The organism is Streptomyces sp. NPDC001914 (genome assembly GCF_042891215.1).
Taxonomy (GTDB): domain Bacteria; phylum Actinomycetota; class Actinomycetes; order Streptomycetales; family Streptomycetaceae; genus Streptomyces.
Window position 1 is genome coordinate 13,490 of the sequence record NZ_JBIASW010000031.1, and the last position, 16,221, is coordinate 29,710.

Here is a 16,221-nt window from a genome sequence, read left to right on the forward strand (position 1 = left end):
CCCGGTTGCGAGGGGGGTGCCCTATGGGTTTGGTCAAGCTGATGGGGCGGGCTGTGGGTCGTAGAAGGTGCCGTCGCGGAGCATCGCGAAGAGGACGTCGGCTCGTCGTCTCGCGAGGCAGAGGAGTGCTTGGGTGTGGTGCTTTCCCTGGCTGATCTTCTTGTCGTAATAGGTCCGGGAGGCCGGGTCGGCCAGGGCCGCGAACGCGGACAGGAAGAAGGCCCGCTTGAGCTGCTTGTTTCCGCGCCGGGACGGTTGTTCGCCGCGGATCGAGGAGCCGGAACTGCGGGTTGCGGGGGCGAGGCCGGCGTAGGCGGCGAGGTGGGCGGCGGTCGGGAACGAACTGCCGTCGCCGACGTCGATGAGGGTCCTGACGCCGATCCCCGGCATGGACGTCAGGACCTTGGAAAGAGGGTGGTTCTCCAGCAGTTCCTCGATCCGGGTGGCCAAGAGTTTCCGCTGGTCAAGAACCCCTCGGAGCGAGTTGGCGAGGCTGGGGACGATCAGAGCGGCTGCGTCGGTGCCCGGGACGACGACGGTCTGTTCGTCCAGTGCGGTGAAGATGTCCTCGACGAGTCGTTCGGCCATCCGCGGCGCCTTCGGACGTATCAGCGCAGCGAGCCGCCGGCGTCCGGCTTTGCGGATCTGGGCCGGGGGGGGGCCGAACTGGTCGAGGAGCGTGAGCACGGCCGGGTGTTGGACGCGCGGGCCCAGGACCCGTTCCAGCGACGGGTGGATCTGGGTCAGCAGGCCTCGCAGGCGGTTGCTGGTGCGGGTTGCTTCGCCGGCCAGGTCGTCGTCGAAGCCGACGATCATCTCCAGCTCGGCGATGGTCTCGTCCTCGAGGTCGACCGAGCGGAGCGTGTGAGGCATGACGCGGGCCGCGTCGGCGATGACGAACGCGTCCCGGGCATCTGTTTTGGCCTCGCCGGGATAGAGGTCGGCGATCCGTCTCATCGTCAGGCCGGGCAGATAGGCGACCGGGCAGCCCATGTCGCGGGCCACCGCCAGCGGCAGAGCCCCGATCGAGGCCGGCTGGTCGACGACCACGAGCACGGTCCCGTACTTGGCCTGCAGTTTGCCGAAGACCTCGCGGAGCTTGGGCTCGCTGTTGGGCAGCCGCTTGTCGAAGGCCTTCTTCCCGGCCGGGGTGACGGCGGTGGCGTGGTGTTCGCCCTTGCCGACGTCCAGGCCGAGGAAAGCGCCGATGTCACTGACGTCGATCACGTGCGTCCTTCGGTCGTCCTGGCCCGGCTGTCCCACGGCACCGATCGCCACATCCACATTACGAAGAGCCTCCCGACCTGCGAAGAAGCCGGTGGTCATGCCCCTAATCAGCGGTCCGTCGATGCCTTCGGAGCCGGTGACACCACCCCCCAAGCCATCAACTCGACAGGGGGAGACAGTCATGCCAACTCCGAAGGCCGGGCGCCCCGTTGCGGGGCCACCAAGAAGGTAATGGGGGGCCTGGCCGGCCTTCGGTTCGGTGGCCTGACTTCCTTGGGAGCGGCGCTGCCGGTCCGGGATGAGCCGGCTCGCTCCGCATCCGCTGGATGCGGAGCGAGCCGACGGACCAGGAACGCTCAAGCGCTGTGGCCGCGCCGGATCAGTTCCGGGCCGATGCACCATCCCGTGAGCGGGAGTGCGCCGACGGCGTAAACGGCCGCCACGCCCCCGGCCGTGGTCAAAGACGCGCCGCCGTGAACGCCCCGTCCTCCAGCACCGGCACGACGGCGCTGGAGTCCACGTCGGTCGCGATCGCCACATCGTCCGAACTGGCCCGAGCCACCCGGCGTCGCGGTCGCTACCTCGCCTACAACCGAGCCATCGCCCAAGATGCCCGCGCCCGCTTCCCTCTCACCGTCAGCTGCAAGACCGCCCACGCTCTTGCCTACGCTGCCGTTGGCCACCGCTACACCGCGCGCCTCAACTCTCCGCGCCGCCCCGCCTGGCAGACCGGCCACGCCCTCGGCATCACCAAAGCCATCCGCATCGGCGAACGCGACCTGTCACAGAAGGCCCTCTCCAATGCCGTCGTGCGTACTGTGGCGTACTTCTGCCACACTGCCGAGAGAGAGGTCACCCGCCATCATGTCCCGCGCCTGCGCGGCCTCGAAGATGCGAAACTCCACGCCGAACTTGCCCACCATGTTCTCCCGTTCGCCCGCAAAGCCTGGATCGACCTACAAAACCCCGACGGCGGCACAGTCCGCTTCGAACACGACCACTATTTGAAGATCTGGGCCCTCACCCAGCCCAGGATTGACGCCGACTTCCTCCTGCTTGACGAAGCCCAGGACACCAATCCAGTCGTCGAACAGATCTTCCTTGCCCAGCGCGACCATGCCCAGCTCGTGATGGTCGGCGACTCCGCCCAAGCGATTTACGACTGGCGCGGCGCCAAAGACGTCATGACCGGCTTCGACGGCACCCAGCTCGCCCTCTCACAGTCCTTCCGTTTCGGCCCCCAGCTTGCCGCGGAAGCCAACCGATGGCTCGCCATCGCCGACGCCCCGATCCGCCTCACCGGGACCGACACAGTGCCCACGGACTTGGGCCCCGTCACTCGGCCTGATGCGGTTCTGTGTCGGACCAACGTCGGCGCCATGGCGCAGGCGATGCGCCTCCTCGCCGAAGGGCAACGGGTCGGCGTGGTGGGAGGAGGAGACAATTTGCGCGCCCTGGCAACTGCAGCCCAAGATCTCAAGGACGGACGCCGTGCCATCCACCCGGAACTTGTCCTCTTCGCCACTTGGGGAGAACTGCAGGACTACGCTTCTCACGACCCTGCGGGACGTGACCTGCAACCGTTGGTCGACCTAGTCGACACTCATGGCACTGAGGCCATTCTTGCGGCAGTTGCCCAGTTTGTATCTGAGGAGTCGGCCGACGTCACAGTCTCGACGGCCCACAAGGCCAAAGGGCGCGAGTGGGCCCGTGTGAGGATCGCGGACGACTTCACCCCGCCGAAGGACAGCGACCAGACGGACGACAACGGGCGACCCATTCCCGGTCCGATCGACAACGGTGAGGCCCGCCTCGCCTATGTGGCGGTCACGCGTACCCGTCAGCGCCTGGATCTGGGTGGTCTGTGCTGGATCGACGATCATCCGGAGGGTGCGCTTGCCACCTGACGCCCCAAGGCGTGGCGCCATGTTGCGTGCCTCTCACATGGGAGTCTGGCCATGATGCTCAGGCTATGGTCGGCTCGGGCGGCACAGATGCGACTCTCGGCTGGCCGTGACAGCCGGTCAATACCCTAGCTTCGTGCGCCGGACAGGCTGGCTGATGGTCAATCAAACACCTGCTGGCGCAACCGCACCAACGGAAGCCGTCCGGCGTCCGAGCTCTAGCTGACGAGCGTCTCCTTCGGGCGTACGACGCAGAACTCGTTCCCCTCGGGATCGGTCAGTACGGTCCACGACTCCTCGCCGCTCTGCCCTACGTCCGCCTTGCGGGCCCCGAGCGCGAGGAGCCGCGCGATCTCCGCCTCCCGGTCCTCCGCCGCGGAGGTCAGGTCGAGGTGCACGCGGTTCTTGACGGCCTTCCGGTCCGTGACCGGCATGAAGCAGATGCCCACCGGCGCCGTCTCGTCCGGCCCGATCACGACCTCCCGCTCCCGCTCGGAGAGGATCCGCCAGCCCAGCACCTCGGCCCAGAACCGGGCCAGTGAGGGGAGGTCGTGCGCGTCGATGACGATGTGATGCAACGAGAGGGGCATGTCTGGCAATGTGCCCTGGTTTGGGCGGGGGTGCAGCGTCGGAACAGTGCCGGCGTGGCATCTGGCGGACAGGTCGTCGCCGTCCTGGAGGGCGGTGGCTATTGCCCGCCGTTCCGGAAGTAGTGCCCCTTCTCCAGGTCCTCGATCAGGCCCGGGCCCGTCGGGTTCCAGCCCAGCTGGGCGCGGGTCCGCTCGCTGGAGGCCGGGCTGTCGAGGCCGATGAAGCCCGCGAGCCAGGTGAAGTGCTCGGCCGCCTCCTCGGGCGGGACCGAGCGGTTGGGCAGGTCGAGGTGGCGGCCGATGACCTCGGCGACCGAGTGGATCGGAACGCCGTCCTCGGCGTTGGCGTGGAGGACCGATCCCGCCGGTGCGCCCTCCAGGGCGAGACGGAACAGGCGCGCGGCGTCGTCGCGGTGTGTGGCCGGCCAGCGCTGGGTGCCGTCGCCGATGTATCCGGAGACACCCTTGTCCCGGGCGATGCCGATCAGGGCGGCCATGAAGCCGTTGTCGCCGTCGCCGTGCACGGTCGGGGGGAGCCGCACGACGGACGAGCGGACGTTCCGGTCGGCGAGGGCGAGGACCACCTGGGCGGTGCCCATCCGGGTTCGCGGGCCGGCCGGCAGTGCGGACAGTGCGTCGGGTGTCCTTCCGTCGTCCTCCGTGCTCGGGCGGCCCGTGGCCAGCCCGATCAAGCCGGACGCGATGAGTAGCGGTCGCCCGGAACCCGCGAGCGCCTCGCCGAACAGCTCGACGGTACGGCGGTCCGCGTCGGCGGCGTCCTGGAAGGCGCCGGAGAACGCGAGGTCGTGCTTGAACGCGAGGTGGATCACGCCGTCCGACGCCTCGGCCGCCGCGCGCAGGACGTCGACGTCGTCGAGGGTGCCGGACACCGTGTCCGCCCCGACCCTCGTGAGGGCCGCGGCCGAGGCGTCCGAGCGGGCGAGCCCGACCACCTCGTGCCCCGCGTCGATGAGCTCGGGGACAAGTGCGGAGCCGATCCATCCGGATGCCCCGGTGACGAAAACACGCATGAGAAAGCCTCCAGCCTGCGGTGACCGTCCGTGCGCCGGGAGGGCACATGGCGGCCACCGAGCGATGTCAGTGACTGTCATTAAACGTAGCACTCGATGTCAGTGACTGTCATCGGAAGCCCATCGCCGTGATGTCAGTGACTGTTATCGAAGCCTGCCGCCTTCGTGTCGGGGGCTGACGTCGAAGAACGTCCGCTCGATGTCAGTCACTGTCATCGAGTACGATGCCGGGCATGGGTCGATGGCAGCCGGACGCGCGCGGCCGCCTCGCACGGGCGGCACTGGAGCTCTACGTCGAGCGCGGCTTCGACCGCACCTCGGTGGCGGAGATCGCCGAGCGGGCGGGGCTGACGGAGCGGACGTTCTTCCGGCACTACGCGGACAAGCGCGAGGTACTGTTCGCGGGTTCGAGCGAGCTGCGGGACGTGCTCGCGAATGCCGTCGAGCAGGCCCCCGCGTCCGCCACCCCGATGGACGCCGTGGCGGCGGCCCTCGAAGCGGCCGCGGCCGTGCTGGAGGCGCGCCAGGAGCACGCCCGGCAGCGGCAGTCCGTCATCGACGCCAACTCCGAGCTGCAGGAACGCGAGCTGATCAAACTCGCGTCCTTGTCCGCGACGCTCTCGGACGCGTTGCGGCAGCGCGGTGTCGACGAGGCCTCCGCCGGGCTCGCCGCGGAAGTGGGGATCGCCGTCTTCAAGTTCGCCTTCCGGCGCTGGGTCGACCGCACCGAGGACAAGGAACTGGCCCAGTTCATAAGGGAGTCAATGGCCGACCTGAGAGCGGCGACCGCGGACAGGTGACGGCCCTCTCCCGGGACGCGTGGCTGGACTGCCTCAAGTCAGCCCCGTGTGCCGACGGACGCCCGGCGGATCACTGCGAGCTCAGGACATGCTGCCCCGGCACACCTTCCCCGGGGCCGGGGTGCGGCCCGTGCGGAGGTAGCGGTCGACGGCGTCCGTGACGCAGCGGTTCTGCGGATAGGTGCCGTGGCCCTCTTCCTCGACCGTCAGGAGAACGCCGACGCCGTCGCCCAGGGCGCGGGCCATGTGGCGGGCGCCGGCGTAGGGGGTGGTCGGGTCGCCGGTACCGCCGACCACCAGGACGGGGGCCGCACCGTCGGCGTTCACCTGGGGCTTGGTCTGCTCGCCGTCGAACGGCCAGTTGTAGCAGCGGTAGACGCCGATGGACCAGGCCGCGCCGAAGACGGGTGAGGCGGCTTTGACTCGGGCCTCGTCCCGGTCGAGCCGGTCGAAGCCCGGGCGCAGGCTGGAGTCCGCGCAAGTGATCGCGCTCAGGGCGGCGCGGCTGTTGTCGCGCGAGGGTGCCGCGCGCTCGGCGGAACCGCTGCCGTCCGCGCCCTCGTTCAGCGGACGGCCGTCGTTGTGGTCGATCACCGCCGTGAGGGCCTTGGCGAGCGGCGCCCAGCCGTCCGTGCCGCGTTCGAGGAAGTCGCTGACGTCATACGCGAGGTCGACGGCGTCGAGGGTCTCTCCGGAGCCGGCCGGGGCGGGCTTCTTCTCCAGCCGGTCGGCCAGGCGGGCCATGCGCCGCGCGGCTTCCTCGGGCCCGTCGCCAGTCGGGCAGGGGTGCACATGGGACGCGCAGTGTGCGGCGAACCGGTCGAACGCCGCCTGGACCGCCTTGACCTGCGACACCTGCTTCTCGTCGAAGTCCTCGGTCGGATCGACGGACGCTTCGAGGACGAGCCGTCCGACGTTCGAGGGGTACAGGTGGGCGTAGACCGCGCCGAGCACCGTTCCGTACGAGACACCGAAGTAGTGCAGCCGCTCGTCGCCGAGCAGGAAGCGCATCAGGTCGAGGTCACGCGCGGTGTGCGAGGTGCCGATGTACGGGAGGAGCGCTCCGGAGTACTTGGCACAAGCGTCGGCTCCCTCGAACCCGGTGTCGTCCGCGGTCTTCCCACAGCGCACGGGAATGGTCGCGCCGACGCCGCGCGGGTCGAAGGAGACCAGGTCGTAGCGGTCCAGGAGCGGCTCGTACTGGTTCATGAACTCGGGCAGTTCGCTCACGCCGGACACGCCTGGACCGCCGAAGTTGAGGACGAGCGAGCCGATACGCCTTGAGTTCGGGCCGGTGGCCTTGCGGCGGATCAGGGCGACGTCGATCGTCCTGCCGACCGGTTTCCGGTAGTCGAGGGGGGCCTTCATGGTGGCGCAGTCGTAGCCCGTGCGCGCGGTGCGCGGCGAGGTGCAGCCTGACCAGTGGAGGTGCTGGCCGGTGGTGAGTGCGGTGGGCAGTCCGGCGGGCGGGTTGCTCGCGGTGAACTCCGTACGCGGCTCCGTACTTCGGCCGGGATCGTCGTGCTGAAGCCAGGCGCTGACTGCCCCGAACGCGACGAGGACGACCAAGGCGACGATGCGCGCGCCGACCGAGAGACCCGGTTCGCGGCTACGTGTCGGATGTGCGCCACTCATCGAAATCCCCGCGCTCACACCGCTGGACGCCCGTGCCCGCATGCCCCTACCCGTGATCGTCGGCTCGTCGAAGGCGTGCAGGATACAAGCCGCCTCCGACAGCACGGCCGGACTCCCGGCGTGCGATGCCCGGGGTGATGGGCTGAGCGGCAGTTCGGACCTGGTCGACTGGGACCGTCACTCCAACTCCGGTCGTGTGCCCGGAACACCGCGAGCCCGCGATCTTGAACGCCCCGGAATTGGCGCGCGCCGCGAACGGCTCCCGCAGTACGGTCTGACGATGGACGAAGCGGACGGATACTTCGGCGAGCGGGTCGCGGCAACCTATGACGAGTCGTCAGGGGACATGTTCGAACCCGCAGTCATCGAGGCGACAGCCGACTTCCTGGCCGGCCTGGCCGCCGGTGGCCGAGCGCTCGAACTGGGCATCGGGACGGGACGCGTGGCGCTGCCGCTGGTGCGACGCGGAGTCCCGGTCCACGGCATCGACCTCTCACGAGCGATGGTCGCCCAGTTGCGTGCCAAGCCGGACGGTGACGCGATCGACGTCACGATCGGAGATTTCGCGACGACCAAGGTCGACGGGACCTTCTCCGTCGCCTACCTGGTCTTCAACACGATCATGAACCTCACGACGCAGACGGAGCAGGTGGAGTGCTTCCGCAACGTGGCGGCCCACCTGGAACCCGGGGGCTGCTTCGTCATCGAGGTCATCGTCCCCGAACTGCGCCGACTCCCGGCGGGCCAGAACGTCGTGCCCTTCCAAGTCAGCCCCACGCAATGGGCGTTCGACATCTACGACGTCGCCACTCAGGCGACGAGCTCCAACTACGTCGAGGTCGTCGACGGCCGCGGCTCCTACCGATCCATCCCCTTCCGGTACGTGTGGCCGTCGGAACTCGACCTGATGGCCCAGCTCGCCGGACTGCGCCTGCGCGAGCGATGGGAAGGGTGGACACGGGAACCCTTCACGAGCGAGAGCGGCCGGCATGTCTCGGTCTGGGAGAAGCCCGCCGACTGACGGTGAAGGAACTGAGGCCTGTGCGCGGGGGGCTTGTCCGGGCGGGGCGGGTCCGTAGGGCGGATGTTCTCAGGGCCGGAGCACGATCTTCCCGTGGGTCCGCCGCAGTTCCAGCTCGCGGAACGCGTCCCGCACCCGCTCCAGCGGGTACGTGCCGGCGATCGGCACCTCCAACTCCCCGCGCGCCGCCAGCCGGGCCAGCTCCCCGACCACCACCGCGGACGCCGCCGCGCCTTCGCCGTACGTGTGGGCGCCGACCCTCGCCGCCGCCTCCCAGTCGCGGATCGTGTTGATCCGCTCGGGCCGCACGCCCAACTCCACCGCCAGATCCACGTAGCCCTCGCCGAACGTGTCGATGAACGCGTCGACTTTCCCGCCCGAAGCCTGCCGGATCCGCTCGGCCACGCCCTCGCCGTAGAGGACGGGGACGACCCCTTGTTCCTTCAGCCAGGCGTGGTTCCGCTCGCTCGCCAGCCCGATCACCCTGGCACCCCGCCTCCGCGCCAACTGCACGGCGAGAGAACCGACGCCGCCCGCCGCGCCCGACACCACGACCGTGTCGCCCGGTCCGGGGTCCACCGCGAACACGGTGGCGTACGCGGTCGTGCCAGCCACGTACAACGAACCGGCCACGTCCCAGGAGAGCCCCTTCGGACGCGAGACCAGCTTCACGTCCTCCACCACGACGAACTCGGCGTGGCTCGCCCTGCCGTGCGTGAAGCCCAGGACCTCGTCGCCCACCGCGAAGCCGCGCACCTGCGGCCCGGTCTCCACCACGACACCGGCCAGATCGCTGCCCTGCCCGGAGGGAAACACCGCCGGCCAGCGTCCGTGCCGCGCCCCCTCGCGGATCATCACCTCGCCGGGCTGGATCCCGGCCGCGCGGACCTCGACGAGCACCTCCCCGGGGCCGGGAGCCGGACGCTCCACCTCCTCGACCCGGAGCACATCGATCCCGCCGTACTCATGGAACCGGACCGCCTTCATCCTGGGACCACCGCTCTTCCTCGTTCGGTCGAAACGGGGGCGCCGAAGCTCCGGAAGGGCAGCACGGCGACCATGACTTCGGACTCAACTGCGCGGCAGGGCAGTAGTGTTCCCACGAACCCACACCGTCCGCCACACGCACACGCACACGCACACGCACACGGAGAGGACCCCATGTCCACCGACCCCCGCACGGCCCCGTTCGCCGGTCGGCCGTGGTTCGCGGCCAACGAGATCCTGGCGTTCGTGGTGGAGCTCGCCGCGCTCGCCTGTCTGAGCTGGTGGGGATTCACCGTCGGTGACAGCGCGGTCCTCCACATCCTGCTCGGCCTGGGCGTGCCCCTGGCGGCCATCGTGCTCTGGGCGCTGTTCGCGGCGCCGAAGGCACGACTGAGGCCCGGCCTGCCCGGCGTGCTCCTCGTCAAGGCGGTAGTACTGGGCGGTGGCGCAGCAGCGTTGTACGGAGTCGGGCATCCCCTCGGAGCCCTCGTCATGGCGGTCGTCGTGGTCGCCAACACGGCGGTCGCCGAAACCCTCCGCCGTACCGCGCCCGGTCGGCCCGTGGGTCCTGACACCGACAGCACGACCGACTCAACGCAGTCCGGCTGAGACCCGCCGCAGCAGGCTCACCCGTCTACAGGCACAATCACGCCTGGAATTCGGTGAGATCGATCGCGTGAACGGTCAGCGGGAATCCGTACTCCGGGTGGGTCGTCTCCCTCTCCGGCTCCATGCCGAGCTTGCGGACGACGTTCAACGAGGCCTGGTTGCCGACCCGGTCGATGCTGATCACCCGGTCGAGGCCACGGTCCTGGAGGGCGAACTCCAGTGTGGCGTGGGCGGCTTCGGACGCGTAGCCCTGGCCCCAGAACTGTGCCCCGAACCGCCAGCTGATCGCCACGGCGGGCAGCACCTCCGGCAGGAACTCGGGCACCGACAGCCCCGCGAAGCCAGCCAGTTCGCCCGAGGCCAGCAGTTCGACGGCGAAGATGCCGAAGCCCTCCTCGTCCCACTCGTCCTCCCACCACTCCATCTCCTCGGCGGTGGCCTCCAGGTCGCGGACCGAGCCGTCGTCGATCCAGCGCATGACGTCGGGGTCCGCGTTGATGTCCGCCATGGGGGCGAGGTCGTCGTCGTACCAGCGGCGGAGCAGGAGGCGGGGGGTGCGGATCTCGGTCATGGCACCCATCCTGCCCTAAGGGTCGGCCCACACCCGCCGCAGGCCGAGCGGGTCCTTGTTTCGCACGGGTCGACCGGGGCAACCGGCCGTCATGGAGACGAACCACGGCACGGACGAAGTGATCGAGACCCAGGGCGACGAGCACCACGTCGTCCTCAGCGCCGACACCAACGGCGACGGGAAGACCGACGTCTGGATGACCGACACCACAGGGGACGGCAAGGCCGATCTCTACCAGTTCGACACCACGGGTGACGGACAGATCGACCTGACGATGGTCGAACGGGGCGACGAGCCGGGCGTGGACCGGGTCGTGGTCGAGGGCGACGGCGGCCACCCAATGGAGCGCTGATGGCTCGGCAAATCGGGATCCGGCCGCCGGGCTTACGGCGTGCCCGTGCCCGTCAGCGGACGCAGGGCGGCGGCACCGACACGCAGGAGTGCGGACACCGGCGGCCTCACCCACCGCGCCAGCTCGTCCGGCAGTGCCGGGTCCAGCTCGATCGTCACTCGGACGAATCGCGTGTCCAGCCGTGCGACCTTGACGTGCCGCGGCGCGGCGCCGTCCGGCTCCCGTAGCAGAGCGGCCCGGTAAGTGTCCTTGCGCTGGTTCATCTGATTCCTTGGAGAATGCCCGGCCATCAGGCCCGGGTGGGGTATTTACCCCGCCTGCGGGAGAGTGATTTGATCCTTGTGGAGCAGAGCAGAGCAGAGCAGAGCAGAGCAGAGCAGAGCAGAGCAGAGCAGAGCAGAGCAGAGCAGAGCAGGGCGCGGGAGTGCCGGCAGAACGACGGGTCCTCTGTTGGCTGGTTGGTGATGAGTCGCGTAACCTATGCGGTTTCTGTGCTTGCCGGATGACGCAGCGTTATCCTAGATTCGAGGTCATGGCGGCGACGGAGCGACAGGCCAAGGACGTCGGGTGCGCCCGGTACACCTACCGTCTGCGTGTGTCGTCGACCGCCCGCGGCGCACTGGATGCGGAGTGGGCGAGGTGCCGGTGGGTTTGGAACGAGTGCTGCGCCCGATCCAAGAAGGCTTACTTCGAAAACGAGAAATGTGGCCCGGCGCGTCTGGACAAGATGCAGACCGAGGCCCGCTCGGCGAACGCGTGGCTGCGCGAAGGCAGTTCGGTGCCTCAGCAGCAGGCGATACGTGACTACGGCAAGTCCCGTGCCAAGGCTTTGAGGGACATCAAGGGCGGGCTCCCGCGGCACAGGCGTGCCGGGCTGCCGAGGTACAAGAAGAAGCACGCCGCCAACCCGTCGCTGAACTACACACAGCGCGGCTTCCGTCTGAAAGACGGACGGTTGCACCTTGCGGGCGGGATCGTCCTGGTTCTGGTCTGGTCGCGCGCTCTGCCGAGTACCCCGTCCTCCGTGCGCGTCCATCGCGACAGCCTCGGACATTGGTACGCCACGTTCGTCGTGACAGTCGGCATTGAGATGTTGCCGTCTACCGGACTGGACATCGGCATTGACTGGGGCGTGACCGAGACTGCGACCACCACCTCGGACGACCATGACTTGCCTCACGCCCGGCACGGCAGGAACGCCGCGCAGCGCCTGGCGCGCTACCAGCGTCAGATGGCCCGCCGGAAACCCACACGCGGCCAGCCCGGGTCGAAGGGCCACAGTCAGGCGAAGCGGCAAACGGCGAAGCTCCACAAAAGGGTTGCCCGGCAGCGCGAGGATGCTGCCCGTAAATGGGCGAAGAAGGTTGTCCGTGACCACGACCGTCTCGCTGTCGAGGACTTTCGGCCGAAGTTCCTCGCCAAGTCCACGATGGCCCGCAAGGCAGCCGATGCTGCGATCGGCGCGACCAAGCAGGCGCTGATCCACATGGCCCGAAAACACGGTCGTGAGTTGTACCTCGTCAATCCCGCGCACACCACCATGGACTGCGCGCAGTGCGGAGCGAGAACCAAGCACGCGCTACCTCTCTCGGAACGAACCTACGTCTGCACCACGTGCGGAGACGCGTCCCCCAGGGACAAGAACTCCGCCCGCGTGATGCTTGTCCGGGCTGGTCTCAACCCGGCTGGTGCCGATCGTGTAAGAGCTGTCGGGCCGCTGGTCCGCAGCCGACGTGAGCCAGGAATCCCTTCTCGATAGGAGGGGGAGGATTCAAATCGTGTCCTGACGCTTGATCAGCTCTTCCGCGAGGTCCATGTACGCCGATCCCTTGACCGTGACGGGGCCGCCGAACGACTGGGAGTACAGGTCGAGTCGGGGAATGTGGGTGGACAGCACGTCGAAGCCGCGTTCCGTGAGCGCCTCGCGGGCGTCGGCGTCGGGTCCCGTCCGTGTGGCGTCGGGCCGGTTCGTACGGTTCAACAGGACTGCGGAACGGGCCGGTTTGGGCCGCAGGGACTGGACGTCGCCCATCTCACGGCCGATCGGGGCCATGCGGTCCAGCTCGATGGGGGACGGGGTCACCGGCACGATCCACTCCGTCGCGTACCGCATGACGCTGCGGGCGATGTGGGCGTGATCCTCCAGTTGCGGGGCGTCGAAGACCACGGCATCCCGGTCGCCGAGGAAGTCGTTCACGCGCCGGTGCACATCGCCCACCGGGAGCGAGACCACGGGGAAGGGGAATCCGCCCGCCAGTTCGCTCCACCGCAGCGCCGAGGATGCGGGGTCGCTGTCCACCAGCAGGGGTGAGCAGCCCGACTCGTGCAGCGCGTGGGCCAGCCACACCGCGCTCGTCGTCTTGCCCACTCCGGGTTTCAGGTTCACAAAGGCATAGCTCATCGACACAGGGAGCCACGCTAGTGACCGCGGGGGACCGGAGGTCCGCCAAGCGGCCCGTCCCGTACCGTCGTTCACCCCGCCGCGCCCGAGAATCACTCCGATGGATCAACGCGGTGTGTCTCCGCACAGACCCGCTCCGCGAGCGTTGTGCACCCGCCGCCGGTACGCGCGGCCTGCTGTACGGACTCCGGTGCGGCTGATGCCATGCCGGGCATGTCTCCCGCACCTTGCCCGCATCCCGCCCCACTCGTCCCTCTCGCCCCTCCCATCCTTTCCGCACCTCACATCTCTCCCGCATCTCCCGACTCGCTGTCGACTCCGGTGCTGGGCACACGCACGGGCCCGTGCGCGCCGGCGCCGTCTAAGGGGCGCCGGTGAGCGCCGTGGGTGACGGAGAGTCGCTCGCCGTCATGGTGTTCCTCGCCTTCGTCGCCCTGTCCCTGTTGCTGTGCGGCCTGGCGGCGGCCGATCTGGACGACCCCGAGCACTTCTACGCGGGTGGCGGCGCGGCCTTCGGGCCGGTCGGGGGCGGGCTGGCCATCGCCGGTGACTACATCTCCGCGGCCACCCTGCTCAGCACCACCGGGGCGGTCGCCCTCGACGGGGCGGACGGCATCCTGTTCGCCTGCGCCACCGTCTTCTCGCTCTTTCTGATGATGCGGTTCCTGGGCGAACCCCTGCGCAGGAAAGGGGTGTTCACTCTCGGGGACTTCCTGGCCGATCGCCTCGGCGACCCCTCCGTACGCCGTGCCCTCGGCGTCGCGTCCCTCGTGGTCCTCACGCCGCTGCTCCTGGTGCAGCTCTCCACCGCCGGACGCATCATGGCGGCCATGTTCGGGCTCCCGGACGGCGCGCTCACCGGGTGCACCGTCGCCGCGGGAGCCCTGATGGTCTGCTACGCCGCGTTCGGCGGGATGCGCGGTGTCGGGTACGTACAGATCCTGAAGGTCGGTGTCGTGCTCACCGCCCTGCTGCTCCTGGCCGGGGTCGTCCTCGCCCGGTACGGATGGTCACCGCCGGCCCTCTTCGATGCGGCCCGGGAGCACTCCGGAGCGGGCGCGGACTACGCGTGGCCCGGACTCCACTTCGGACACTCCGTCGCCGGGCGCCTGGACCTGATCGGATTCGAGGCCACCCTCCTGATCGGCGCCGCCTGCCTGCCGCACATCACGATGAGACTGCACCCGGTCGGGGACGCCCGCACGGCGAGGCGTGCCGTCGGCTGGGCGGTCGGCCCGGTCGCCCTGGTGTGCGCCGGAGTCGTGGTGGCGGGCCTGGGCGCCTGCGCCCTGCTGGGCCGGGGCCCGGTCCGGGCGGCCGACCCCGGGGGTGCGACCGCTCTGCTGATGGTGACCGGCGCACTCGACCCGGTCGCCGGGGGCACCCGGCACAGCATGCTGTTCGCGATCGTCGCGTGTGCCGTCTTCGCCACCACTCTCGCGGCCGTCGCGGGCATCACGCTGGCGGCCGCCTCGAGTCTCGCCCGTGACTTCGGCGGGCGGCCGGCGCACGGGGGCCGGTCTGCCGCCGGGGAGATCCGCCGGGCGCGCCTGGGGATCGTCCTGGTCGGAGCGGTCGCCGTCGTCGTGTCGGCGGCTCTCGGGGACCACGGCAGGATGACGCTGATCGCCCTGTCGTTCACCGTCGCGGCCTCGGTGCTCGCCCCGGTCCTCCTGTACGCGCTCTTCCTGCCGGGCCACTCCGCGACCGGGGTGCGCTGGACCGTCTACGGGACCCTTCCGCTTGTGGTGCTGCTGCTCGCGGGATCACCTGCGGTGTCGGGCACCCCGTTCGCGGTCTTCCCCGGCCACGACGTCCGCTGGTTCCCGTTGCAGACGCCGGGGCTGATCACCATTCCGGCCGGTTTCCTGTTCGGGCTCGTGGGCCGCACGCACGCGCGGAGCGGCGCTCCCCGGACCTCTTGGCCCCCGGTCCTCAACTGCCGTGGGCGCGCGACCTCTTGACTGAGCTGGTGCAGACCTTTAGCGTCACGGCACACGAGGTTCACAGGTGAACTCAAAGTTCATCCATGTGAACCTGCCTTCCCCCACCGTCTGCTCCACCCGACCAGACGAAAGGCCGTGACCGTCATGATGAACATGCGACCACGTAAGCGAACTCCAGTCCTCTCCAACGGACGTGCCGCTCCCCGGCTGCTGACGACGGCCGCCGTCGCGGGACTCGTCGTCGCGGTCACCGTTCTGGGAACGTCCAGTGCCGGTGCCGCCGACCCCAGGGTCGCGCCCGGCGGCAACTTCGACCTGTCGGTGTGGCAACTCCAGGAGCCCGTGGGCTCGCCGGGCTCGCCCACCACCATCTCCTCCGCCCGGTTGCAGGGGGCGAACGGCTACCAGGACGCGTACTTCTACACCGACACCCGTGACGGCGCGATGACGTTCTGGGCGCCCGAGAAGGGCGTCACGACGCCCAATTCCAACTACGCCCGCTCCGAACTGCGCGAGATGAACCGCGGCGGCGGCGCGGCGGACTGGTCACTGGGCGGCAGCCACCGGCTGAGCGCGACGCTGCGGGTGGTGTCGGTCACCTCCAACGTGTGCGTCGGCCAGATCCACCTCGGCTCCGGCGGATCGTCCACCAAACCGCTCGTGGAGCTGTACTACCGAGCGAGCGGTGACATCGTCGTCGGCACCGAGAACTCGCCGTCCGGCGGGCAGACGACCCACACGGTGGGGCATGTGGCGGTCGGCAAGACGTGGACCTACACGATCGCCGTCTCCGGCGGGAACACCATCGACCTGACCGTCAACGGCAGCACCACGCACTACGCGATCCCGTCGTCGTTCTTCCCGTACAAGCAGTACTTCAAGGCGGGCTCGTACAACCAGTCGTCCTCGCAGAGCACCACGAAGGGGGCGAGGGTCGCCTTCTACGGCCTGAACGTCTCCCACGGCTGACCGGCCGTCCGACACGAGGGATCGGACAAGGCCGGACACGAAGGAGGGGTGGGGGGGGGGCCCCGGCCCGGGGCCCCCCCCCCCCGGCGGGGCACCCGGGGCACGCGCCCGCGCGAACAGCCCGTGTGGGGGTTGGGTGGCCACACCCGGCGCCGGCCCGGGCGGGGCGCGTCCGGGA

The 16,221-nt window shown here is 69.4% G+C and carries 16 protein-coding genes; 8 read left to right on the top strand and 8 right to left on the bottom strand.

Going from position 1 to position 16,221, the window contains the following annotated elements:
* Positions 1–33: 33 nt before the first annotated feature.
* Entirely contained in the window at positions 34–1,227 is a 1,194-nt protein-coding gene (locus ACFYYF_RS40680; protein WP_388784362.1) for an IS110 family transposase, read from the bottom strand.
* Between the two features lie 509 nt (positions 1,228–1,736).
* Here ACFYYF_RS40680 and ACFYYF_RS40685 point away from each other — a divergent pair.
* Positions 1,737–3,134 (top strand): UvrD-helicase domain-containing protein, encoded by a 1,398-nt coding sequence (locus tag ACFYYF_RS40685; protein WP_388784454.1) that lies wholly within the window; start codon positions 1,737–1,739, stop codon positions 3,132–3,134.
* Positions 3,135–3,349: 215 nt separating this feature from the next.
* Here ACFYYF_RS40685 and ACFYYF_RS40690 read toward each other — a convergent pair whose 3' ends face one another.
* Both ACFYYF_RS40690 and ACFYYF_RS40695 read right to left on the bottom strand, forming a co-directional pair.
* Complete coding sequence (locus ACFYYF_RS40690; RefSeq protein WP_388784365.1) at positions 3,350–3,721, bottom strand: VOC family protein; 372 nt, start codon at positions 3,719–3,721, stop codon at positions 3,350–3,352.
* Between the two features lie 98 nt (positions 3,722–3,819).
* Complete coding sequence (locus ACFYYF_RS40695; protein WP_388784368.1) at positions 3,820–4,752, bottom strand: SDR family oxidoreductase; 933 nt, start codon at positions 4,750–4,752, stop codon at positions 3,820–3,822.
* Between the two features lie 233 nt (positions 4,753–4,985).
* On the opposite strand from ACFYYF_RS40695, the gene ACFYYF_RS40700 reads away from it, so the two are divergent.
* Positions 4,986–5,552 (top strand): TetR family transcriptional regulator, encoded by a 567-nt coding sequence (locus ACFYYF_RS40700; protein WP_388784370.1) that lies wholly within the window; start codon positions 4,986–4,988, stop codon positions 5,550–5,552.
* An 81-nt stretch (positions 5,553–5,633) separates the two neighbouring features.
* Here ACFYYF_RS40700 and ACFYYF_RS40705 read toward each other — a convergent pair whose 3' ends face one another.
* Positions 5,634–7,187, bottom strand: a complete 1,554-nt coding sequence (locus tag ACFYYF_RS40705) for an alpha/beta hydrolase (RefSeq protein WP_388784373.1) — start codon at positions 7,185–7,187, stop codon at positions 5,634–5,636.
* Positions 7,188–7,467: 280 nt separating this feature from the next.
* Here ACFYYF_RS40705 and ACFYYF_RS40710 point away from each other — a divergent pair, with 280 nt between their 5' ends.
* Positions 7,468–8,208: a class I SAM-dependent DNA methyltransferase gene (locus ACFYYF_RS40710; RefSeq protein WP_388784375.1), complete on the top strand. Its 741-nt coding sequence runs from the start codon at positions 7,468–7,470 to the stop codon at positions 8,206–8,208.
* Positions 8,209–8,277: 69 nt separating this feature from the next.
* Here ACFYYF_RS40710 and ACFYYF_RS40715 read toward each other — a convergent pair whose 3' ends face one another.
* A complete protein-coding gene (locus tag ACFYYF_RS40715; protein WP_388784378.1) occupies positions 8,278–9,195 on the bottom strand; it encodes an NADP-dependent oxidoreductase in 918 nt (305 codons plus the stop codon).
* A gap of 174 nt (positions 9,196–9,369) precedes the next feature.
* Between ACFYYF_RS40715 and ACFYYF_RS40720 the strand changes: the two genes are divergently transcribed.
* Complete coding sequence (locus ACFYYF_RS40720) at positions 9,370–9,804, top strand: YrdB family protein (protein WP_388784381.1); 435 nt, start codon at positions 9,370–9,372, stop codon at positions 9,802–9,804.
* A gap of 37 nt (positions 9,805–9,841) precedes the next feature.
* Here ACFYYF_RS40720 and ACFYYF_RS40725 read toward each other — a convergent pair whose 3' ends face one another.
* Positions 9,842–10,375 (bottom strand): GNAT family N-acetyltransferase, encoded by a 534-nt coding sequence (locus ACFYYF_RS40725; protein ID WP_388784384.1) that lies wholly within the window; start codon positions 10,373–10,375, stop codon positions 9,842–9,844.
* A 91-nt stretch (positions 10,376–10,466) separates the two neighbouring features.
* Here ACFYYF_RS40725 and ACFYYF_RS40730 point away from each other — a divergent pair, with 91 nt between their 5' ends.
* Positions 10,467–10,727, top strand: a complete 261-nt coding sequence (locus ACFYYF_RS40730; protein ID WP_388784387.1) for a hypothetical protein — start codon at positions 10,467–10,469, stop codon at positions 10,725–10,727.
* A 32-nt stretch (positions 10,728–10,759) separates the two neighbouring features.
* On the opposite strand, the gene ACFYYF_RS40735 is transcribed toward ACFYYF_RS40730, so the two are convergent.
* Positions 10,760–10,990: a hypothetical protein gene (locus ACFYYF_RS40735; protein WP_388784390.1), complete on the bottom strand. Its 231-nt coding sequence runs from the start codon at positions 10,988–10,990 to the stop codon at positions 10,760–10,762.
* Positions 10,991–11,259: 269 nt separating this feature from the next.
* Here ACFYYF_RS40735 and ACFYYF_RS40740 point away from each other — a divergent pair, with 269 nt between their 5' ends.
* Positions 11,260–12,486, top strand: a complete 1,227-nt coding sequence (locus ACFYYF_RS40740; RefSeq protein ID WP_388784457.1) for an RNA-guided endonuclease InsQ/TnpB family protein — start codon at positions 11,260–11,262, stop codon at positions 12,484–12,486.
* 12 nt (positions 12,487–12,498) lie between these two features.
* Here the strand turns inward: ACFYYF_RS40740 and ACFYYF_RS40745 are convergent, their stop codons facing one another.
* Positions 12,499–13,128: an AAA family ATPase gene (locus tag ACFYYF_RS40745; protein ID WP_388784393.1), complete on the bottom strand. Its 630-nt coding sequence runs from the start codon at positions 13,126–13,128 to the stop codon at positions 12,499–12,501.
* A 374-nt stretch (positions 13,129–13,502) separates the two neighbouring features.
* On the opposite strand from ACFYYF_RS40745, the gene ACFYYF_RS40750 reads away from it, so the two are divergent.
* Positions 13,503–15,092 carry a cation acetate symporter gene (locus ACFYYF_RS40750; protein WP_388784396.1) on the top strand — a complete coding sequence of 530 codons (1,590 nt, stop codon included), beginning with the start codon at positions 13,503–13,505 and terminating at the stop codon, positions 15,090–15,092.
* 135 nt (positions 15,093–15,227) lie between these two features.
* Positions 15,228–16,043, top strand: a complete 816-nt coding sequence (locus ACFYYF_RS40755; protein WP_361687594.1) for a polysaccharide lyase family 7 protein — start codon at positions 15,228–15,230, stop codon at positions 16,041–16,043.
* Positions 16,044–16,221 lie beyond the last annotated feature (178 nt).